This is a genomic window from Bacillus sp. LJBV19 (assembly GCF_017797845.1).
GTDB classification, from domain to species: Bacteria; Bacillota; Bacilli; order Bacillales; family Bacillaceae; genus Bacillus; species Bacillus velezensis.
Genome location: NZ_CP072563.1, coordinates 2,168,950 through 2,188,617 on the forward strand (window position 1 = coordinate 2,168,950; position 19,668 = coordinate 2,188,617).

A 19,668-nucleotide genomic window follows, 5' to 3' on the forward strand; every position below is an offset into this window, starting at 1 on the left:
ACCGTGCCGATAAGAGAATAAATGATTGCTAACATGTATCTAAGAAGTGTCAAAATTGAAAATTATGACAGATTTCGAATTATCTCTTGCTCTACTTGTATCAGCATCTCCTGCTTTTGCAACTGCTGGACGATATCAACAATTGGTATCTAAAAGGAGTTTCTTTCTGGAACGGAATCTGGTATGGGAATGATGAGCGCTGTTACGAATATGAAGGGGGCTCTGTCCCCTTTTTCTAGTTTCACTGACCTTAATAATTGCTCCGATATATATGCCATTTTAGAAGCTAATGGACAATTAGGCTACGAATTAAAAGAGGACTGTAAGCCTTTAACCATCAAAGATCTTAAAAATGTGATCGATCCAAAATGTCTTAACAAAGAGCCTCGGCCTCAAAAAGATGATCAAGCCAATATATTCGAGGAAATCAAAAAACACCAGACTCAGCACAAGCCAAAAAATCTTGAATAATTCGCTGATTAGTAAAGCCTTTTGTTATTCAAAACCGAAGTCGAATCAGACCGTTAACCGCGCCGATCATTTTTTACCGAAACCGGTTTACAAGAAACAAAAAAAAGCATCTGAAACAGATGCCTTTTTGCAATCGATATTGCGACGATGAAAAGAGTCGGCAACCCCCGTATTTTCCGACGAGGTCCTTGTATGCGCCTGAATATGCTTTTCAGCCGGCTATAAAATCATTGATTAATTGATCAGTCGTTAATATTGTGGCGAATTCATCATGCAATGTTGCCAGAGATATATTGTGAATAGTCTCTGCATCATAATATGTATCATTTTGGTCTCTCATTCCAAAGGCTGCTGTTGCATCTGAAATCAGGTATGTATCAAATCCTAAATTACCGCTCATCCTTGTGGTTGTTGAAACACAGTGCGGCGTAGTCAAGCCAGTGATTACGACAGTTGTTATATCATTTGCTTTTAAAAGCTCTTCTAGATTAGTACCAATAAAGCTGCTGTTTACTTTCTTGGTTATAATGACTTCTTTATCCATAGGTTTAACGATTTCCTTTATAGCAACCCCCTCGTTTTTTGGATAAAATAAAGAACCAGGTTTATCAGAAATATGTTGTATGTATATGACTGTCCATCCTTTTTCTCTCCATAATTTCAGTATTTTGCTGATATTTTCTTCCGCCTTTACGTTATTTCGTTCTCCCCACTTTTTATCATCAAAGGCTTTTTGTACATCCACAATGATTAAAGCTTTTTTCTTTTCTGCCATCAGATAACCTCCTATATTGAAAATTCGTATTTATAACATTTTAAATAAAGATTTTACTTTTGTACAATTGTTTCAGTGTTAAATTTCATATCGCACCTTCCCCGTTGGAAAAGCGCTGGAATAGCTAAAGCAAACACTGACTCAAAGGCTGCAGATCACCAGAGGCCAGCAATATTCAACAGGGATATCCCAAATACAACTGTTAAGAATGGTGTTACTTATTACCTTAAGAAAGTAGAGATAATCGAAGGGTTCTATCGCGCAACTTTTGAAGGATGGATTAATTAAAAGAAGGGGCTTTCCCTTCTTTTCACTCTCTTTTGTAAGGATCTGTGCACAAAATACTCGTTCACGTACATATAGTGCGGGACGGTTTTTCGGCGAAATAAGGCGGATGCCTCATCACTCAATTTAGTTTCTTTTTCAAAAAATGAAAGAGAATGCCTCGCAAAAAGTTCAGCAACTTTCGGAAGCATCCTCGATCTGGATAAAATAAGATGTTATTTTAAAGAAAAACGGATAACTAACCCTCTTGAACCCTTGTCACATCAAGGGTTTTTTTCGTTTTAGGAATCATGTTATAAACAATATTCAAAATCACGGCGGTAAAGCTTCCGGCGACGATTCCGTTTGTGGTCAGCAGATTTAAGTAAGACGGCAGGTGCTTAAACATATCGGGAACGACGGTTACACCGAGTCCCAATCCGACCGAACACGCGACGATCAGAAGATTTTCCTGCTTTTTAAAGTCAATTTGACTGAGCATTTTAATGCCGTAGGAAATGACCATGCCGAACATGGCCACCATCGCGCCTCCCAGTACCGAAGACGGGATGATGGTCGTGAAGGCTGCGATTTTCGGAAAAAGGCCGAAGAGCATTAAAAGTGCACCCGTGACACCGATGACCGCGTTTTTCTTAATTCCCGTCAGCTGCACGAGGCCGACGTTTTGGGAATAAGCCGTGTACGGAAAAGCATTAAAAATGCCGCTGATGAATACCGCCAGGCCTTCCGCGCGGTAGCCTTTTGCTAAATCACGTTCAGACAGGCGCCGGTTTGTCAGGTCACCGAGAGCAAAATAGACGCCGGTTGACTCAACAAGGCTGACAATGGCAACGATGGACATCGTAATAATCGGTGCCGCATGAAATGTCGGCGTCCCGAAGTAAAACGGTTTAATCATTTGAATTGCGTCAGCATTCGCCACATTGTCAAATTGCACTTTTCCCATAAAATATGCGATGGCCGTCCCGATGACAATGCCGATTAAAATCGAAATGGATTTCAAAAATCCTTTTGTAAACCGATAAAGCAGCACGATGATGACGAGCACCGTAAATCCGAGGGCAAGGTTAGCCGGATCACCGAAATCCTTGCTGCCTTCCCCGCCGGCAATATGATTCATCGCGACCGGCATTAAGGTCATCCCGATAATCGTCACGACAGATCCGGTTACGACAGGCGGGAAAAACGATACGAGCTTGCCGAAGAAAAACGACAGCAGAATGACAAGCAGACCCGATGCCAAAATGCTTCCGTAAATGGCTGAAATCCCGTACTCCTTACCGATGGAAATAATCGGCGCTACCGCGGTGAACGTACAGCCGAGCACAACGGGCAAGCCGATACCGAAAAATTTATTTCTCCATACTTGAAGCAGCGTAGCCGCCCCGCACATAAAAATATCAATTGATACGAGATATGTCAGCTGTTCTGCGTTCAGTCCCAATGCCGCTCCTACAATTAAAGGAACGACGACGGCGCCGGCATACATGGCAAGCACATGCTGGATACCGAGGGAAAGTGTTTTGGCATAGCCGTTTTTCATGAACGGACCTCCTGTACAAATGTCACTTTTCCGTCTTCAAGCGATTGAATTCTCGCCAGCGATTCGACTCGGCATCCTTTTTTCACCAGCTCATCTCTTCCCGGCTGAAATGACTTTTCAATGACGATTCCGATCCCGCAAACCGCTGCGCCTGCTTGTTTTACGATGGATAAAAGCCCTTCTGCCGCCTGTCCGTTCGCTAAAAAGTCGTCAATGATTAACACGCGGTCTTCTTTCGACAGATGATTTCCGGAGATTGCAATCTGACTTTCTGTTTTTTTCGTGAAAGAATAGACGGATGCCGTCAGCAGATCATCCGTTAATGTGAGAGACTTCCTTTTTCTCGCAAAGATGACGGGAACGCCGAGTTCAAGGCCGGCCATCACCGCAGGGGCAATGCCCGAAGATTCAATTGTGACGATTTTGGTTATCTCGTCTTTTTCAAAACGGCGCGCAAATTCCCGGCCGATCTGCTGCATGAGAACCGGATCAATTTGATGGTTTAAAAAAGAATCCACTTTCAGCACTTGATCAGAAAGAACAATTCCGTCTTCTGCTATTTTTCGTTTTAATGCTTCCACAATGATTACCCCCGCTTATAAAAAATAAAAAAAGCATTGCCCGCTCTCAATAAAAAGAGCAAGCAATGCCGAATGATCTACACGCAACGGCCGAATAAAGCCGTTCCATTGCTCACTCATAGTCGGACATTTACGGTGACCGGTAGAAACTTGCGTGCCATATCCACGCGATTATATGAGTGTTCGTATGATATTAATCAAATTATAACAAGATACACTTCTTTTGCATAGTGAAATTTGAATATTTCCGAACTTTTACAAATAATTGGTTTTCGATTATTCGTCTTTTTAGAATTTTTAGAAAAACACCCGGTGTATACCGGGTGTTTCGTTTATAAATATAAATTTGAATATTTACCGACGAGATACTCAATGAGATATTGAACGTTCAGCTCTTCTCCCGTTGCATCTTTTATGATGTCAAGCGGCATTTTGCGTCTTCCGTGCTGATGAACCTTTTCTGTCAGCCATTGTTTGATCGGCTCAAAATCGCCCCGTTCTATTAATTGGTCAAATTCAGGCAGATCCTCAAGCATGGTATGCTTCAGCTGTGCCGCATACATATATCCGAGCGCATAGGAAGGGAAATAGCCGAAATCGCCGCCCGCCCAATGTACGTCCTGCAAAATGCCTTTTGCGTCAGATGGCGGCGTAATGCCTAAATAATCATGATATTTTTGATTCCACAATGCAGGCAGTTCTTCCACTGTCACTTCATTACTGAAAATTGCTTTTTCAATTTCATAACGGATAATAATATGAAGCGGATATGTCAGCTCATCGGCTTCAATTCGGATAAAGGTCGGTTTCGCCTCGTTGACAGCGCGTACAAAATCTTCTCTTTTCACATCTTGAAATTGATCAGGCGAAGCCTCAACCATTTTTTCATAATAGGCGGTCCAGAAATGTTGATTTCTGGCGATAAAGTTTTCATAAAATAACGATTGGGATTCATGAATTCCCATGGATGCACCGTCAGATAAGTTCGTTCCGCTCAGCGCTTCGTCAATATTCTGCTCGTAGATCGCATGCCCGCATTCATGAATCGTTCCGAAAATTGCCGTGCGGAAATCGTTTTCGTCATATCTGGTCGTCACCCGCACATCGCCCCGGTTGATTGTCGTCGCAAACGGATGCACCGTCTCGTCCAGGCGGCCGCCGTCAAAATCATACCCGAACTCTTTTAAGAAATACAAGGAGAGGTCTCTTTGTTGTTCTTTCGGAAACGTTTTCGTTATAAAGGAAGTGTCCGGTTTATTGACGGATTCCGTCACTTTTTTGATAAGCGGAATGATCGCTTCCTTCAATTCAGAAAACAGCTGATCCAGCACCTTTACCGTAACACCCGGTTCGAAAATATCGAGCAATGCGTTGTATGGATGATCTTCATAGCCCCAATACGAAATAAACCGCTTATTAAAATTAATCAGCTTCTCAAGGTACGGAGCAAACATAGAGAAATCAGAGGCCGCCTTTGCATCCTCCCAAGCCGTTTCAGCTTTCGATGTTAAAATGACATATTCTTTATACTCATCTTCAGGAATTTTTTTATTATGATCATAATCTTTTTTCGCAAGTTCCGCCGCTTTCACTGTATCTTCAGAGAGCTCTTCTGCATGCGCGAGAAGGATGTCGATCAGCTCTTTCATCCGGTCGGATGTCTGGATTTGAAAAACGTCAGCCGACAGCTGTCCGATGCTTTCCGCCCGGTCATCAGAGCCTTTTTTCGGGGCTCCCGTTCTTAAGTCCCAATGCATAAGTGCAATGGCTTCGACATAGTGGGATACTCTTTTTAACAGATCAAAAAACTCTTTTTCATATGTATGTAAATCCATATCCATTCCCCTCCCTTTTCACTATCAATTACAGGCTAATGGAATGCCGTGATAAAGTCAACTTCCCGGATTTAAAAAAGCCGCAGGATAAGAATCCTGCAGCTTTTGTTTTTATACGATTTTCGGTGTAACAGGCAAGATCTTTTTGACTTCGGCCAAGACTCGTTCACTTTCTCCGCCCGCATAAATGGATATGGTTCCGCTGTCCTGATTAGAACGGATGAGGCGGCCGATTCCCTGCCGGACTCTCAAGAGCATGTACGGCAGATCAACTTCCTCAAACGGATCTTTTTTCGCTCCGTTCCGCTTTGCGGCAAACACCGGATCATGAGGCGGATACGGCAATGCCCAAATGGTCACATTCCGGAGCGAGTCACCGGGAATGTCAAGACCTTCCCATAAGTGGACGGAACAAAGCACGGATTCTTCATCCCGCTGGAACTTTTCGACCAGACTGCTGATCTCTTCGTCACCTTCGTAGTATATCGGATACGGCAGCTCCCACGCGGCAGCCTGTTCTTTAAATTCCTTCATGTCTTCAAAGGAAGGGAAAAGAACGAGGGTGCGTCCTTCATTCTCCTTAATGGTTTCAATCGTTTCGGCTGTTTTCTGCTCAGACGTCATGTCACCGTGAAGCGCAACAGACATTTGCTCCTCGTAATCGTACGGAGATTCAACGGTGAATGATAAAGGATCACGGATTCCGAGGCTGTCAGCGATATAATCAAATGAACCGCCCTCAGAAAGAGTGGCCGATGAGAAGATATAAGGAATCTTTTTAGAAAAGACCTTTTCTCCCAGCACTTCGGCTACAGTTCTCGGCATAACGACAAACGTTGAGTCTGTATCCCGCGTTTCAAGCCAGCTGATGGCATCCTTTTGATACAGCGACAGCGAATATGCCATTTGTTCGACGTATTCTTCTACAACTGATAGCTCGTACTTATCAATCGTATACATTTCCGATTCAAATACGAGCGCCTCGCCGATTTTATCGAGCAGACGGCACAGTTCGTCAGCCGCACGCTTAACGCGCTGGTCGTTTTGGATGTCCAATCGGTGAGAGCCGGCGATTTCCTTCGATTCCTCTGACAGCACATAGAAAAACTCATCGTTTGCGGCAAGGGCATCTTCAATCAGTTCGGCGAATTCCTCTCTGATGTCATTTTGAAGCAGACGCTCTAAAAACAGCTCAAGCGTCGACTGCTTCACGCGATAGGTTAACGCTTTTTGCGCGGCGAATTCCAACAGATGTCCTTCATCAAACACGACGGCGCTGTGATCCGGCAAAAGCGGCAGCTGTCCTTCCCTTTTGCGTGATTCTTCCGTCCATACATGTTCCATGTAGAAATCATGGGAGCAAACAATCAGATCCGTTGATTTTCTGTAATGATCTCTTGAAAGTGTTAAACCGCATCTATGTCTCATATCACAAGTTAAACAATCTTGGAAGGAATCATAGCTGACGCCTGCCCACTCTTCATTCGTCAAATCAGCGTACTGTTTGCGGTCGCCGTACGGATAAAAGCGCTGCATCGCTTGTGATTCGTGTACGAATGAAGGCAGCGACTCATAAAGATCCAGCCACTTTTCATCATCAGAACGCTGCATCGTTTTCTCAAGCTTTTTCAGACACAGATACTGCTCATGGGATTTGGACAGCCGTGTATCAATCTGCAGATCCAAATGTTCTGTCAGCTTGGAAATGTCGCCTTCTTTTTTGACAAGCTGTTCAATTAACGTTTCATCGGCGCATGCGATAATGGCCGGTTTACCCGTATATCTGGCATAGCTGATGGCAAACAGCAGATACACCAGCGTTTTCCCCGTACCGACTCCTGCCTCAGCGAACATGACCTTTTTCTCTTTAAATGCCCGTTCAAGCTGAAACGCCATAAATACCTGCTCATCCCGAAGGTCAAAGCCTTTCTCGGGAAGGATATCGTAAAACACGTCACCAATCCAATTGTTCAATTCTTCGTAAAAATTCTTTTCTTTTGTTAAAGCAAAAGGCAAACGTGATGTTGTCACCCAACTCCAACCCCTAACTATTCGGCATTCAGACCATCTATAATATCATTTAACCCTTTTCAATACAACAAAAAAACTTGGCCTCGCCAAGTTTTTGTCATGATCATTTCCGGTTAATGATATGTGTACATAGGAACGGATGGTCTGTTGAATGTGTATGTTTTACCGCATTTTCAAGTTCTTCCTGTGCGTGTGTCACAGCGGAAGGACCGAACTCCGCTCCGGCTTCCTCCAGCCGGAAAGCAGTTGCGTCTAACGCCTTTTGTATTTTACTGAAGTGCTCGCTGTTCAGCATAAAATAAGATCACCTCTCAAATAGAAATAATCATCATTCTATGCCGATGCTTCACTTTCTATACATGCCATTCTGAATGATCCGCACCTGACCTGCACAAACTACAACAGATATTCGATCGAATATCCATCTTCACAAAATTATTCTATCCGGGAGTGATGGTTACATGAGTTATAAAGATCGATTAGATCAGCATTCTGAATTGTTTCATCACAATTGGACGCGGCCGAAACGCTCTAAATCGCAAGTGAACGGCCACACCGAAATGTCCCAGACCAACATTATTTTACGGAGCAACGCAAAAGCGCACCGCTGGTAATGGCAGAATAAAACGTAAAGATGCCGGAGAAGACGCTGTTTCAGGCGTCTTCTCTTTGTTGCGGCTTTTTCCGCTGCGGCCGCACTTTAGCCCAGTACTGATAATAATCCGTTTTGATAAAACCGTTAAAGAGCTTCCGTTTTTTTGTTGCTTTTCTTCCGTAGGCCTCTTCAAATTGTTCATTTGACGTTAACATGTAGACAGACCATGTATCAAGAGATTCAAATGCCCGGCCCATTTCTTTATACATCTGCTCGACTTCCCTTTTTTCGCCGAGCCGTTCGCCGTACGGAGGGTTTCCGACGATTACGCCGAATTCGAGTTTCGTCGTAAAATCCTGCACTCTCATTTGCTTGCATTCGATCAGGTCACCAAGTCCCGCTTCTTCTGCGTTTTCTTTGGCGATGTTTACCATCCGGTGATCCACATCACTGGCAAAAATCTGCAGCGGCTGATCATAGTTCGCCTTTTCCTCCACTTCAAGACGCGCCTTGTCCCACAGTTCTTTTCCGATCCATTCCCAGTCTTCTGAAACAAAATCACGGTTAAAACCGGGAGCAATGTTTTGTCCGATTAAAGCGGCTTCAATGGCGATCGTGCCGGAACCGCAGAACGGATCGACGAACGGACGGTCAGGCGTCCAGTTGGTTAACTGAATTAACGCGGCAGCGAGCGTCTCTTTAATCGGAGCTCCTCCCTGATCAACCCTGTATCCCCGTTTGTGAAGGCCTGTTCCTGATGAATCCAGTGTAAGTACGGCTTTATCTTTTAAAAGGGAAATCTCCACCTTATACTCGGGTCCCGTTTCTTCAATCCATTCATTTTGTTTTCCTGATTGCAGTTTCAGCTTTTCCGCTATCGCCTTTTTGACGATCCGCTGGCAGTCAGGCACACTGGCAAGCACTGATTTCACGGATTTTCCGATAACGGGGAACTTGGCGTTTTCCGGAATGTACGCGCGCCAGTCAATCGCTTTTGTTTTTTCAAACAGCTCATCAAACGTTTTCGCCTGAAACTCGGCGACCTGTACCTTGATGCGGTCAGCCGTCCGGAGCCATAAGTTAGCGCGGCAGATCGCAAGCGCATCTCCTTCAAAGATGACTTTTCCGTTGTCTACTTTGCATTCATAACCTAAATCACGCACTTCTTTGGCGACGATCGCTTCGATTCCCATCGGCGCCGTCGCTATTAGTGTGTACTTCTTCATCGTATCACCCTGTCTCTTTTAAGCTTTCGTTTCATTCAAGATAAAAGCTCCCCTTTTAAGGAGAGCTCTAATTTGTCATATCAATAATGTTTAACGTTCTGTAAGCCATGTTTTGTTCCGTCGTACTGCAATCGGCTCATCACCTCGTACTCAGGCGGCAATCATCTATCTACAGAAAGTATTCTGTCCTTCTATCTGTTCAGTTCCTTCAAGAAGGTTCCCCTACCAAAATTTGGGTTTCTCGCTCGAGGGGTTTACCGCGTTCCACTCTCACCATTTCTGATGAGACTTCGTCACTGTGGCACTTTCAAGGATACTCAGCCATATCCGGAGACGTAGGCTTTTTTCCTGCCGTCAGCCTATCAAGGCTGCCCTAGCTTATTTCTTCGCTAGGCACGAACACTACGGGCATCTCAGCACCGTGCGAGCATGGACTTTCCTCTACAGATTCAAAGATCTGCAGCGATTACCCGAACGTTAAGAACACTTGTTCATTATAAAGCAACTTGTCTCATTTGACAAGTGTATCTGCCTTATTCGTCATAAAGTTTGCTGCCGAATACATGTTTCTCAAGGTTGGACAGCCTTTTCAGAATGTCAAAGTTGGTCGTATTGGACTGCACCGGCTGTTTTTTACTTGCTTCTTCAAGCTGTTTTTTCAGCTGCAGATTTTCCTGCTGCAGTTCTTCAATTTCTTGATGAAAGGTTTCATAATCCTTAATAATCATATCTAAAAATTTGTCAACGTCTTCTTGTCTGTAACCTCTAACGCCTGTTTTAAATTCTTTTTCCAAAATGTCTTTCGCAGAAAGCTTTACTTTATCAGCAAGCATCTTTTTCACCTCATATCGTGAATCATCATGTTATATTTTATTCAGAAACACGTCCCGTTGTCAAATATTCTCTGACGTGTTATGTAAAGAAATCTTCTTCTTCAACGGCGGCACGGAGATCATCCATCGTAATCGAATAAATCGGATATCCGTCTGTTTCACGGCGTTTTTCTGCCTGCTGCAGCATATATTTCGGCGATCCTTCCATTTCAGGATCATATAAAAGCAAAAGCGCATCTGACTTTTCAATAAAGAACGCGTTTTTCTGCCGGAATTGGAGCGGACTTTCGTACGGCCGATGCGTCAGGCTCTCCTCATAATCTGCCTGAGCAAGCACCGCTTCATACATTTCTTTATTCGGCTCCTTCCACTTTTCCTCCTGGCCGTAGAAAGGCGTGATAACGGCAACCTTTAATTCCGGATACTCTTCTCTGAGATCGTACGCCGTTTCTGCCGCCCAAAGCTCAGTCCCCAGCTGTCCTGATATGAGAATCCATTCCAAGCCTTCGTCAAGGAAGCTTCTGAGTCTGGTTTCTATCGCCTTTTTTATATAAACAAGCGCCCGGTCATCCTGTTTAAAAATCCCGAGTTCAAACGGCTTGTATCCTGTTACGGCTAATACTTTCAATTGATCACCTGCTTTAAAAAATGGGGCTCCCCATCGGGCCCCATTTTGCTTTGCTGATATCCTAACCGATCTTGCTTAAGCGTTCAATACTAATGATCGCAGCAAGGGCTTCCGCACTGAAAATGCTGGTGAGTTGTCGGGTCAACATTTGAAAAAGTGTGCGGATAGTAATGAACGTGCTCAAAGTTGTGGTGATTTACGTTAGTTGTATGTTGCGGATGAATATGCGGCACAACTGTGTTAGAAAAACAATGGTGTTCACAGCAATGAGTCGGATGGACAATCGGCGGCATCACGTTTGGTCTGCAACAATGATGATGAAACATGCTAAATCCCCTCTCCATTAACTTTTATTACACTGTTAGGTTATGAAGAAAAGAGGGTGCATGTTCTAATTCAATCACCCAATTTAAAAGTGCGTCAGCAAGCTGTCTTTAAAATTCGAAAATACAAACGCAATCAAAAAAACCACGACAAAGAACAAGTAAAAAACACCTTTATACATACCAACTCTCCCCTATAAATAACTAACGCTATTTTACAAGATGCGGCACCATTCTACAACAAAATCGATGCGGATTCAGAAAAAAATATTTTTGGCGAAACAGCTCGGCTTTTGCGCTTTCCCGGGCAATATTTCAAGAGGAATATTTCCTCTTGAGCCGGGCAATTCTCACATGGAGCTTCTCGGCTTCTTTTTCCGATATTTCCCCGTCTTCTGCCGCCTGCTGCGCGGCCTGCAGAGCTTTTTTGTAATCTTTTGCGTGATGCTCAAAATAGATCGCCAGCTCTACCGCTGATTGGTGTCTGCATATGTGAAGATCAGAGCCCGTCAGTTTCTCCCAAAGGGGCACGGCGTCTTGCCTGCGGTTTTGTTTTTTATAAAGCATTGCTAAGTCAAAAAGGGCCCGATCTGAATCTTCAAAGGCTTTTCCTTGCAGCGCTTCCAGCTGTGAAACAGCCCGATCGGTTTCTTTATGAGCGATAAACCATTTCGCCATGGCGTATGCTTCCTGACGTTCTGACGTCTGATCAGAAGATGCAAAAATCTTTTTTGACATATGGATGTAAAGAGCGATGAGAGAAAGCACATCTTGTTCATTATGCGAGAGCACTCCCTTTAAAAGAGCCGGGTCCTCCGCCTTTAAAAATTGAAAATACAGCATCGGCGCCAAATAACCAGGGGTGTCTTCGTCCCTTTTAAAAGCAAGCTCTTCATTTTCAACCGCCGAAAGCGATACACGCTCTAATTTATGTTTCCAAAGCCGTCTCGCTCCGTGCAGAAGATCAAAGTGTCCGAAGTCAGGAAGTTTCGGAAGCCTGTCCCGCAGCAATGTATGCCTAGTTTTTACCTGCGGCCAGTCAAAGGCTTTTCCGTTATACGTAACAAGAGACGTAATGTCAACCTCACTTAAAAAGCTTTTGTAAAGAGCCGTCTCGTTTCCCGGTTTAGGAAGCAGATGCTGTTTAACCGCGACACGGTCTTCATACACTCTTGCATGACCGAGCAAAAAGATCATATTGCCGGCCCCGCCGCCGAGGCCGGTCGTTTCAGTATCAAAGAAGAACAGCTGGCTTTTTTCGTATCCTTCTGCTGATAAAGTATGTGTCAAACCGCCTTTATTCCATAATGCCATGACGTCATCAAGTTCACTGAAGCTGTACCGTCCGTGACGGTGCGAAAGCGGATAGACGGTTTCGCGGATAAGACAGTATTCATCCTCAAAAAAGAAAGGCTTCACTCCGAATGCCTCCCATTCTTCTCTAAATGGGACTTGAATATCCGGGACCGAAAGTTGTGAAGCTGCCGGCTTTTTTTCAGCTTCCGGCACATTCAGGTGGTTTTTCATCCGCTTTAATTTATTTTTCAAGGACATCTTTCGTCCCCCTTTTCTTTTACACGTAATTCAAGAGCCGGAGTATCGCTTTCTTTGCATCTATTCCTTCTATTTCGGAGCCGATGCAGGAAGGACATCCGTCTTGACATGGACATTGTCTGATCAGGCGCTCAGCCCCTTCATTGATTTCATCAAATCGCTTATATACTTCATCAGCAAGTCCGATTCCGCCCGGATAATGATCATACAGAAAGATTGTCGGAAGTCCGGTATGTGCGGCTTTGATTTGCGGCACGACATGCACGTCATTTCGGTCGCACATGACGTATACAGGCACGATATGCTGCAGGACGTGGGCAATGCCTAAAAGCAGCTGTTCAAGCGTTTTTTCGCCGATCTCCGAATCCGTCTCTTTCAATTCAAGCCAGGCAGCACTGGTATGCAGTTCTTCTTCTGGAAGATGAATCGGCCCTGATCCTATATTTTCAAATGTCGTCATTTTAATTTTTTTAAATATTGTCGGAAGTGCGTTCACGGTTACATCGCCGAAATGTAAGGCCGTTTTCTTTCTGCTGTCCGTTCTGTCAATGTCCAGCACTTTCAGCTGCACCGCTAAATTGGCATCTGTATAATATTCGACATCGACCTTTTGCACGTACGCTTTTTTATGATCCCAATCAAGCTTTTCAACCTGGTACTGCACCCCTTCATGAAGATAAATCGCTTCATCATGAAGAAGCGTCATCGCGCTGAAACGGTCCATTTCTCCGATGATTTTTACATCAGCCGTCTCTGACCGGTCAACGATGACCACGTTTTCCTGTGACGCCGAACGGAGACTGATGTTGGAGGCGGGAAAAGATTCGCTCGCCCAGTGATAGCGTTCGCGGTTTTCGTGAAGCACCCCTTCTTCTTCTAAATACTCGAGAATGTCTCTTGCATCATTTTCTCCGAATGTTTCATCGGCTCTGAAAGGCAGCTCATACGCAGCGCATTTCAGGTGATCGACCAATATAATGAGATTATCAGGATTAATCCTTGCAGATTCAGGCGAGCGTTTAAAGAAATAATCAGGATGGCGCACAATATATTGATCAATCGGATCAGAATTCGCCACCATCACGATAAGCGCCTCACCCTGCCGGCGCCCGGCCCGGCCCGCCTGCTGCCATGCGCTCGCGACACTGCCCGGGTACCCCGTCATCACGCAGACCTGAAGTTGGCCGATATCAACGCCAAGCTCCAGCGCGTTTGTGCTGACAACCCCGAGAATGCTGCCGTCTCTTAACCCCCGCTCTATTTCTCTTCTTTCTTTCGGAAGATATCCGCCGCGATAACCTCTGACAGACTTCGCGCCGATTTCCTTTTTTACGATCTCCTGAATGTGGCTTAAAATAATTTCAACCCGGACACGGCTTCTTGCAAAAACAATCGTCTGGATCTTATTTTTCAAAAAAGTTTTGGCAAGTTCGTTTACTTCCACGGTAGCGCTTTTTCGAATATGCAGCGGTTTATTTATAATCGGAGGATTGTAAAAAGCAAAGTGCTTTCTTCCGGCCGGGGCGCCGTTGTCGTCAATCAGGCGCACTGATTTTCCCGTCAGCTGCTCCGCCAACTCCCTCGGATTGGCGATTGTGGCGGATGTGCAGATAAATGACGGCTTGCTTCCGTAAAAAGCGCAGATTCTCATTAAACGGCGGATGACGTTCGCCACATGGCTGCCGAATACGCCGCGGTACGTATGTAATTCATCAATTACGATATATTTCAGGTTTTCAAACAGACTCACCCATTTTGTATGGTGGGGAAGAATGGCTGAGTGAAGCATATCGGGATTTGTGATCACAATATGCCCGGCCTTTCTGACTTTCTGCCTGATGGCCGGAGACGTATCTCCGTCATAGGTGAAGCTTTTAATGTCCATGCCCGTCTCGTCTATGATTTCGTTCAGCTCGCTTTTTTGATCCTGCGCGAGCGCCTTTGTCGGAAATAAATAAAGCGCGCGGCTTGAGGCATCTTCCGCGATAGACTGAAGAACCGGAAGATTATAGCACAGTGTTTTTCCGGAGGCCGTCGGTGTGACAGCCACAATGCTTTCTCCGTTTTGAACCGTCTGAAAAGCGGAGTATTGATGTGTAAAGAGCCGCTCGATCCCCCTCTTTTCGAGAGCCGCCCGAATTTTTGGATCTACTTGCTCCGGCATCGGCATGGTTTTCGCCTCCCGCGGTTCCTCTTCATGCCAATGCACAATATTTTCATGATTTTTTAATTCCTGTATCAGTTCGCTCAGTGATTTTTTCTTCATCGTTCACACCTCTTTATGAGGTACAGTTTACCGAATATTTGTTTGCCTGGCTAGATGAAAATCCTGCACAAGAAAAAAAGCAGGGAATCAGCCCCTGCCTACTTCATTTTTATCGTAAAAAGCTCTGTTTGTCCTTTTTTCGCTTCATTTGCGCCTGCAAATTGCAAAGGTTCTGCGGCATCGCCATTCATAATCACCATAGGGATGACGGTGCTGCTTGCTTTTTCTTTTATTAAATCCAGCCGGCACGTTAAAAGCAGATCGCCTGTTTTCACTTTGTCTCCTTCTTTTACATGCGCTTCAAAGCCTTCGCCGTTCATATTGACGGTGTCCAAACCGACATGTATCAAAAGTTCCGCTCCGGAAAGGGTGCGGATGCCGACAGCATGTTTTGTATGAAACAGCTGAATCACTTCGCCCTCAACCGGTGAAACAATGTCTCCGTTTGCAGGCTCGACGGCGATCCCGTCCCCCATCATTTTTTGTGAAAATACAGGATCCGGCACTGAAGCCAAATCCATCACCGCTCCGTCAGCCGGAGAAAAAATCACTTCTTCGGCCGGCTTTTTCCGGCTGTCTCCCAATCCGAATAATTTTTTCAGCAATGTGTTGTGCTCCCCTTCCTAAATGTGAATCCGTTACCAGTTTATTCTCCACTATTTAACCATACTTTCTTTTTTCCTTCAATTCTTAACCATACGGCATAACATCGCATAGTCTGTTTGTAAAAAGGCGGTGGTCATATGGATCAATCACAAAACGATAAACTTGATCCACAAAGAAATGAGGACATCATCAGCCATGCGATGGACCAATTTTTTCACTCAGGTCCCTTCGCAGAATTGATGCAGGGTTTTCAGCACCTTGTCAATTCGGCTTTTACTGAAGCGCAAGTGACGATTGACGTCAGAGAAGAGCCGACGGGCCTCGCGGTTGATATCAGCGTTCCCGAGACATTCCGTGACGGGGATATGCTGGTGGAAACGAAAGGGTGCTACCTTCACGTTACAATCCGCTACGATCATAAACAGGCTCATTCATCCCGTGTGTCTTCAAGCATGACAAGAACCGTTGTCCTCCCGTATAAGGTGAGTGAAGAAGATATGGAAACATCCTGGAATGAACAGACGCTTACCCTCTTTTTCCCTAAAAAATAAGCATGAATGATGGATATCATTCATGCTTTTTATTTGAAGATACTGGTGAGGCCTTTCACCAGCGATCCGACCTGATTTACGGCGCTTACCATCTGCCCCGTTGTATCCATCATTTTATTAAAGTCAAACTGTCCGTTCGTTTTTTTAAACTGGGAGAGTATGCCTGAGAATTGGGAAGACTGCTGCTGATTCGGTCTGGGAACGGGGTAAGGATTCACAAACCCCGGCTGCCCCCCGGGCATGGCTGCCTGAGGAGGAGGGGGAGCAAACGGCTGCTGCATATGACCGTATTCCTGATTCGGATAAAATTGCTGCGGGTACTGCCCTTGCTGTTGATATGGCGGCGGCTGCAATGGCTGTATCTGCTGCGGACTCGGCTGCTGTAATGGCTGTATCTGCTGCGGACTCGGCTGCTGTAATGGCTGTATCTGCTGCGGGTAGAAATATCCCGCCGGCTGCTGGTACATATTTTGATAGGGCTGCGCTCTCCATTGCATATGACATTCCCCCTTGTCTCTCACTAAGTTTCTGCTATATATGTATGAATTCCGCCGTGGTTATGTGCTTTCGGTGATTCTGATCTTTGTCAAATGCTGTCGAAAGTCTTAATTTTTTAAAAACAGAAAAAAGTCGAATCGTTATGTTACCATAATCTCAACATACATGAGAGGGGATGCACCATTATGAACGTATCATACTTAAGAAAGCGTTTTGCTGAAGTGAAAAAATATGAAACAGATTGTGCAGATAAACTGATGGACTTTGCAAAATTCCTCTATATTCAAGGCCATCTCACCGCAACCGAATTTCGAAACAGTATGAAGGTTCTCGAAGCAAGTGGAGCAGAAAACCCGGCGTATGAATAACATACCCGACCCCTTTATATAAAAGAAGGCAGCCGTTTTCAGCTGCCTTCTTTTTCAATTTCATCCCTTAATATACGAAGCGTATATAAAACAGATTCAGTTAAATCCCTGTATCTTTTTTTATGAATATGATGAACATATGATTGGAGCATCAGCTCTCCGAAATTTTCTGTAACGGCCTGTATTTGTGCGTGATGAACGTATTTCGGACGGTTTTCCTGAATAAACGCAAGCGCTGCTTTAGTCCAAAGCGCGCAAAGCCGGTCTCTTTTTTCAACATCGGGTTTAATAATCTCAAAAAAATCATATGAACGGCCGGACTCTTTTCCATCCTGATATCTTTTTTCGGCTTCAAGAACCGCCTCTATCATTTGTTCTGTCAGCTCCAATAACGACTGTGTCTGCAAACGGACTCACCTCAGTACATATGGTACCAAAGTTTTTGCATAAAATCAGCTGATCCGGCAGGCTCTCGGCAAATCCTTTTTACGCCGGTCAGCCAAAAACAGGTCATCAATACAAACATGAAGCTCCCGCGCCTCTTCCTCAAGGCGGGAAAGTTTCTCCTGTCTGATTTCTTCAGCTTCCGCCTGACAGGATCTGACTGCTTGGGTAAGCGTTTTTTCAGCAGCAGAAATCCGGATTTCAATATCAGAAAGCAGACGGAGAATATCAGCCTTGCTCGTGTAAACAGACATTCATGTTCCTCCCTTTTATCACTTGCGTCTCTTTAGAATATAATTCTCGTTTTCATACCGCTCTCCTCTGCACATGACAAAACTAGAAGCAGTTCGGCAAACAAACAGAGATTATCCTAAAAGGCGTGCCTTTCGACAAAAAAGTGCCGCAAACTTTGTATGAACCGGCACGTTAATGCAAACGATACAGTTGAGGAGGTGCCGTATGAAAACGAGACCGAAAAATGCAGGTAAACAGCAAAAAACCGAAGCAAAAACAACTGATACGCTTGATAAAAAATTAGGCGGCCCAAACCGCCCTTCCACGTAACACATCAGCAGCCCGAAACCCCAGCGAACGGTTTCGGGCTTTTTCATTTCTTCAGCCACTCTTTCACCGCGAAGAGCGCATGGAGCTCCCGTCTTTTCTGGAAGTACCAGTCCGTCAGTTCAAGCTGTTTCGGCATTTTCTCCTGTAAGAAAGCCCCTTTTCTTAACCTTTTTTGAAACCAATCCGCCCTTTCGCCGTCTAATGGGTGGGCAACAATGGGATAGGTTGTCCTCAGCATCGGTGATGTTCTTTTTTTGATGCCGATCATTTTCTCCATATCAAAGCGCGAACCGGTATGAGGAACGGTATCAAGAAAACGGTAAAAAGAAGCGTGCAGATCAGGACTGAACAGAAGACGGGCCAGCTGTTTTCCGAGCGTAATTCTTTCTTCGGTTTTCGAAAACCGTTTGACGGAAATTCCGTATAAATGTCCGTCAAATGAAGGGAATATCACCGTATTAAAGTGAAACCAATCACTTAAATAAAAAGGAATCGTGCCAAAAACATTCTTTTTAAACGAAGGATTTTGTATAATAGGTGCTTGGATAGTGTTTTGTTCATTTATAATAAGAGCATACATGAGCCGTTCCTTATCTCCGTCACGCCAAAAGCGGAACCATTCTTCCTGCATAAAAGCCGAGACGCGGAAATAAGAAAGATGACGGAAAAGAGGTTCGCCGATTTGTTTTGACCACTGGTAGACCAGAAGCTGAGGATAGGCATCAGAAAAAATCAGCCAATTCGCCCTTTCATACGAAAGGAAAAACCAGTTTTTCTGACTGCTGTCAAGGCCCTCCTGATAAAGGACGCCTCTTAAATCAGTCATCGACCAGCCCGCATTGCGGGACACAAAGGATGCCAAAAGCGGCCACTTGATCTCAGGATGGCGGTCATAATATGCTTTATAGGCATTCGTCCGGGAAATATTATCGGCATTTTTTATTTTCGTCTCTTTTTCGATCAGGCGAAGAATGGCGGTTACGGTCTGTCGTTTATGCACGTTCATTCACTTCCGTCACTATTAGTTTGATAAGGAGGATGGAAAAAGTGATTCGGTACCCGAATGGAAAAACTTTTCAGCCGAACAAAACGGTTTCATCCCAAAACAGCCAGAAACGATCCCATTCATACAGTAATCGCGGCATGACCCTCGAAGACGACCTGAATGAAACGAATAAGTATTATCTGGCTAACCAAATTGCTGTCATTCACAAAAAGCCGACACCCGTCCAGATTGTAAACGTCCACTATCCGAAAAGAAGCGCCGCAGTCATTAAGGAAGCTTATTTTAAACAGTCTTCAACAACTGACTACAACGGCATTTATAAAGGACGCTACATTGATTTTGAGGCAAAAGAAACAAAAAACAAAACGGCATTTCCCCTGCAGAATTTTCATGATCATCAGATTGAACATATGAAGCAGGTGGTCAGGCAAGACGGCATTTGTTTTGTTATTATATCCGCTTTCGGAAAGGTTTATTTCCTCGAAGCCGACAAGCTGTTTGTCTTTTGGGAGAGAAAGGAGAAGAACGGCAGAAAATCGATTCGCAAAGACGAATTAGAAGATGCTTCCTTTCCGATTTCCCTTGGATACTCACCGAGAATTGATTATATTAGTATTATTGAACAGCTTTATTTTTCGCAGGAACAGTAGACTGAGCGAAAGGTTGATAAACGAAAGGTTGAGAT

At 44.5% G+C, this 19,668-nt stretch carries 23 protein-coding genes, 1 other RNA gene, 1 pseudogene and 1 riboswitch; of the genes and pseudogenes, 6 read left to right on the forward strand and 19 right to left on the reverse strand.

The genetic code is table 11. From position 1 onward, the window contains the following. Positions 1-183 precede the first annotated feature (183 nt). On the forward strand, positions 184-471 hold the full coding sequence (locus J6600_RS10370) for a DUF421 domain-containing protein (RefSeq protein ID WP_245207587.1): 288 nt from the start codon (positions 184-186) through the stop codon (positions 469-471). A gap of 211 nt (positions 472-682) precedes the next feature. Here the strand turns inward: J6600_RS10370 and J6600_RS10375 are convergent, their stop codons facing one another. The 6 genes from J6600_RS10375 to J6600_RS10400 form a co-directional block, all read right to left on the reverse strand. Further along, positions 683-1,246 (reverse strand): cysteine hydrolase family protein, encoded by a 564-nt coding sequence (locus J6600_RS10375; protein WP_072177197.1) that lies wholly within the window; start codon positions 1,244-1,246, stop codon positions 683-685. Between the two features lie 523 nt (positions 1,247-1,769). Next, the gene (gene pbuX, locus J6600_RS10380; protein WP_110085500.1) at positions 1,770-3,074 is read right to left on the reverse strand and encodes a xanthine permease PbuX; all 1,305 of its coding nucleotides are present in this window, start codon (positions 3,072-3,074) and stop codon (positions 1,770-1,772) included. After that, positions 3,071-3,655 carry a xanthine phosphoribosyltransferase gene (gene xpt / locus J6600_RS10385; RefSeq protein ID WP_003153553.1) on the reverse strand — a complete coding sequence of 195 codons (585 nt, stop codon included), beginning with the start codon at positions 3,653-3,655 and terminating at the stop codon, positions 3,071-3,073. Before xpt ends, pbuX begins: the two co-directional genes overlap by 4 nt. 99 nt (positions 3,656-3,754) lie before the next feature. Next, positions 3,755-3,854, reverse strand: a riboswitch (purine riboswitch). 133 nt (positions 3,855-3,987) lie between these two features. Next, positions 3,988-5,490, reverse strand: coding sequence for a carboxypeptidase M32 (locus J6600_RS10390; RefSeq protein ID WP_209387380.1), 1,503 nt, complete (start codon positions 5,488-5,490; stop codon positions 3,988-3,990). Positions 5,491-5,601: 111 nt separating this feature from the next. Beyond that, positions 5,602-7,521, reverse strand: coding sequence for an ATP-dependent DNA helicase (locus J6600_RS10395; RefSeq protein ID WP_065180546.1), 1,920 nt, complete (start codon positions 7,519-7,521; stop codon positions 5,602-5,604). A gap of 103 nt (positions 7,522-7,624) precedes the next feature. Further along, complete coding sequence (locus J6600_RS10400) at positions 7,625-7,816, reverse strand: hypothetical protein (protein WP_014418226.1); 192 nt, start codon at positions 7,814-7,816, stop codon at positions 7,625-7,627. A gap of 166 nt (positions 7,817-7,982) precedes the next feature. On the opposite strand from J6600_RS10400, the gene J6600_RS10405 reads away from it, so the two are divergent. Next, positions 7,983-8,135, forward strand: coding sequence for a YpzG family protein (locus J6600_RS10405; protein WP_003153548.1), 153 nt, complete (start codon positions 7,983-7,985; stop codon positions 8,133-8,135). A 40-nt stretch (positions 8,136-8,175) separates the two neighbouring features. Here J6600_RS10405 and J6600_RS10410 read toward each other — a convergent pair whose 3' ends face one another. The 9 genes and pseudogenes from J6600_RS10410 to J6600_RS10450 form a co-directional block, all read right to left on the reverse strand. Then, complete coding sequence (locus J6600_RS10410) at positions 8,176-9,342, reverse strand: THUMP domain-containing class I SAM-dependent RNA methyltransferase (RefSeq protein ID WP_022553050.1); 1,167 nt, start codon at positions 9,340-9,342, stop codon at positions 8,176-8,178. 96 nt (positions 9,343-9,438) lie between these two features. Then, positions 9,439-9,820, reverse strand: an RNA gene (gene rnpB, locus J6600_RS10415) — RNase P RNA component class B. 55 nt (positions 9,821-9,875) lie between these two features. After that, positions 9,876-10,175: a cell division regulator GpsB gene (gene gpsB / locus J6600_RS10420; protein WP_003153541.1), complete on the reverse strand. Its 300-nt coding sequence runs from the start codon at positions 10,173-10,175 to the stop codon at positions 9,876-9,878. A gap of 79 nt (positions 10,176-10,254) precedes the next feature. Beyond that, positions 10,255-10,803: an SLOG family protein gene (locus J6600_RS10425; protein ID WP_014418228.1), complete on the reverse strand. Its 549-nt coding sequence runs from the start codon at positions 10,801-10,803 to the stop codon at positions 10,255-10,257. An 89-nt stretch (positions 10,804-10,892) separates the two neighbouring features. Further along, positions 10,893-11,129, reverse strand: coding sequence for a spore coat protein CotD (gene cotD, locus J6600_RS10430; RefSeq protein WP_003153539.1), 237 nt, complete (start codon positions 11,127-11,129; stop codon positions 10,893-10,895). An 83-nt stretch (positions 11,130-11,212) separates the two neighbouring features. Then, positions 11,213-11,320: pseudogene (locus tag J6600_RS10435) on the reverse strand (hypothetical protein); the annotation flags it as partial. A gap of 121 nt (positions 11,321-11,441) precedes the next feature. Further along, positions 11,442-12,680, reverse strand: a complete 1,239-nt coding sequence (locus J6600_RS10440; RefSeq protein ID WP_012117831.1) for a ribonuclease H-like domain-containing protein — start codon at positions 12,678-12,680, stop codon at positions 11,442-11,444. 19 nt (positions 12,681-12,699) lie between these two features. Next, positions 12,700-14,946, reverse strand: a complete 2,247-nt coding sequence (locus J6600_RS10445) for a DEAD/DEAH box helicase (protein ID WP_209387381.1) — start codon at positions 14,944-14,946, stop codon at positions 12,700-12,702. Positions 14,947-15,044: 98 nt separating this feature from the next. Then, positions 15,045-15,551, reverse strand: a complete 507-nt coding sequence (locus tag J6600_RS10450; RefSeq protein ID WP_012117833.1) for a PTS sugar transporter subunit IIA — start codon at positions 15,549-15,551, stop codon at positions 15,045-15,047. Between the two features lie 138 nt (positions 15,552-15,689). On the opposite strand from J6600_RS10450, the gene J6600_RS10455 reads away from it, so the two are divergent. After that, positions 15,690-16,103 carry an Hsp20/alpha crystallin family protein gene (locus J6600_RS10455; protein ID WP_029973660.1) on the forward strand — a complete coding sequence of 138 codons (414 nt, stop codon included), beginning with the start codon at positions 15,690-15,692 and terminating at the stop codon, positions 16,101-16,103. A 29-nt stretch (positions 16,104-16,132) separates the two neighbouring features. Here J6600_RS10455 and J6600_RS10460 read toward each other — a convergent pair whose 3' ends face one another. Next, the gene (locus tag J6600_RS10460) at positions 16,133-16,600 is read right to left on the reverse strand and encodes a YppG family protein (RefSeq protein ID WP_159354303.1); all 468 of its coding nucleotides are present in this window, start codon (positions 16,598-16,600) and stop codon (positions 16,133-16,135) included. Between the two features lie 186 nt (positions 16,601-16,786). Between J6600_RS10460 and J6600_RS10465 the strand changes: the two genes are divergently transcribed. Then, a complete protein-coding gene (locus J6600_RS10465) occupies positions 16,787-16,969 on the forward strand; it encodes a YppF family protein (RefSeq protein ID WP_003153532.1) in 183 nt (60 codons plus the stop codon). Between the two features lie 38 nt (positions 16,970-17,007). Here the strand turns inward: J6600_RS10465 and J6600_RS10470 are convergent, their stop codons facing one another. Continuing rightward, complete coding sequence (locus tag J6600_RS10470; RefSeq protein WP_014418232.1) at positions 17,008-17,376, reverse strand: YppE family protein; 369 nt, start codon at positions 17,374-17,376, stop codon at positions 17,008-17,010. Between the two features lie 45 nt (positions 17,377-17,421). Further along, positions 17,422-17,667: a DUF5446 family protein gene (locus tag J6600_RS10475; RefSeq protein ID WP_014418233.1), complete on the reverse strand. Its 246-nt coding sequence runs from the start codon at positions 17,665-17,667 to the stop codon at positions 17,422-17,424. Positions 17,668-17,872: 205 nt separating this feature from the next. Here J6600_RS10475 and sspM point away from each other — a divergent pair, with 205 nt between their 5' ends. Continuing rightward, entirely contained in the window at positions 17,873-17,977 is a 105-nt protein-coding gene (gene sspM / locus J6600_RS10480) for an acid-soluble spore protein SspM (protein WP_003153525.1), read from the forward strand. 43 nt (positions 17,978-18,020) lie between these two features. Here the strand turns inward: sspM and J6600_RS10485 are convergent, their stop codons facing one another. Next, positions 18,021-18,983, reverse strand: coding sequence for a DUF2515 domain-containing protein (locus J6600_RS10485; RefSeq protein ID WP_209387382.1), 963 nt, complete (start codon positions 18,981-18,983; stop codon positions 18,021-18,023). A 41-nt stretch (positions 18,984-19,024) separates the two neighbouring features. Between J6600_RS10485 and recU the strand changes: the two genes are divergently transcribed. Continuing rightward, positions 19,025-19,633 (forward strand): Holliday junction resolvase RecU, encoded by a 609-nt coding sequence (gene recU, locus J6600_RS10490; protein ID WP_003153521.1) that lies wholly within the window; start codon positions 19,025-19,027, stop codon positions 19,631-19,633. Positions 19,634-19,668 lie beyond the last annotated feature (35 nt).

Coding starts and splice junctions, on each gene's coding strand:
- sspM (WP_003153525.1), top strand. CDS start 17,873: ATGAAAACGAGACCGAAAAATGCAGGTAAACAGCAAAAAACCGAAGCA.
- J6600_RS10465 (WP_003153532.1), top strand. CDS start 16,787: ATGAACGTATCATACTTAAGAAAGCGTTTTGCTGAAGTGAAAAAATAT.
- J6600_RS10475 (WP_014418233.1), bottom strand. CDS start 17,667: ATGTCTGTTTACACGAGCAAGGCTGATATTCTCCGTCTGCTTTCTGAT.
- J6600_RS10405 (WP_003153548.1), top strand. CDS start 7,983: ATGAGTTATAAAGATCGATTAGATCAGCATTCTGAATTGTTTCATCAC.
- J6600_RS10455 (WP_029973660.1), top strand. CDS start 15,690: ATGGATCAATCACAAAACGATAAACTTGATCCACAAAGAAATGAGGAC.
- cotD (WP_003153539.1), bottom strand. CDS start 11,129: ATGTTTCATCATCATTGTTGCAGACCAAACGTGATGCCGCCGATTGTC.
- J6600_RS10485 (WP_209387382.1), bottom strand. CDS start 18,983: ATGAACGTGCATAAACGACAGACCGTAACCGCCATTCTTCGCCTGATC.
- J6600_RS10410 (WP_022553050.1), bottom strand. CDS start 9,342: ATGAAGAAGTACACACTAATAGCGACGGCGCCGATGGGAATCGAAGCG.
- pbuX (WP_110085500.1), bottom strand. CDS start 3,074: ATGAAAAACGGCTATGCCAAAACACTTTCCCTCGGTATCCAGCATGTG.
- J6600_RS10400 (WP_014418226.1), bottom strand. CDS start 7,816: ATGCTGAACAGCGAGCACTTCAGTAAAATACAAAAGGCGTTAGACGCA.
- J6600_RS10375 (WP_072177197.1), bottom strand. CDS start 1,246: ATGGCAGAAAAGAAAAAAGCTTTAATCATTGTGGATGTACAAAAAGCC.
- J6600_RS10460 (WP_159354303.1), bottom strand. CDS start 16,600: ATGCAATGGAGAGCGCAGCCCTATCAAAATATGTACCAGCAGCCGGCG.
- J6600_RS10440 (WP_012117831.1), bottom strand. CDS start 12,680: ATGTCCTTGAAAAATAAATTAAAGCGGATGAAAAACCACCTGAATGTG.
- J6600_RS10390 (WP_209387380.1), bottom strand. CDS start 5,490: ATGGATTTACATACATATGAAAAAGAGTTTTTTGATCTGTTAAAAAGA.
- gpsB (WP_003153541.1), bottom strand. CDS start 10,175: ATGCTTGCTGATAAAGTAAAGCTTTCTGCGAAAGACATTTTGGAAAAA.
- J6600_RS10370 (WP_245207587.1), top strand. CDS start 184: ATGGGAATGATGAGCGCTGTTACGAATATGAAGGGGGCTCTGTCCCCT.
- J6600_RS10445 (WP_209387381.1), bottom strand. CDS start 14,946: ATGAAGAAAAAATCACTGAGCGAACTGATACAGGAATTAAAAAATCAT.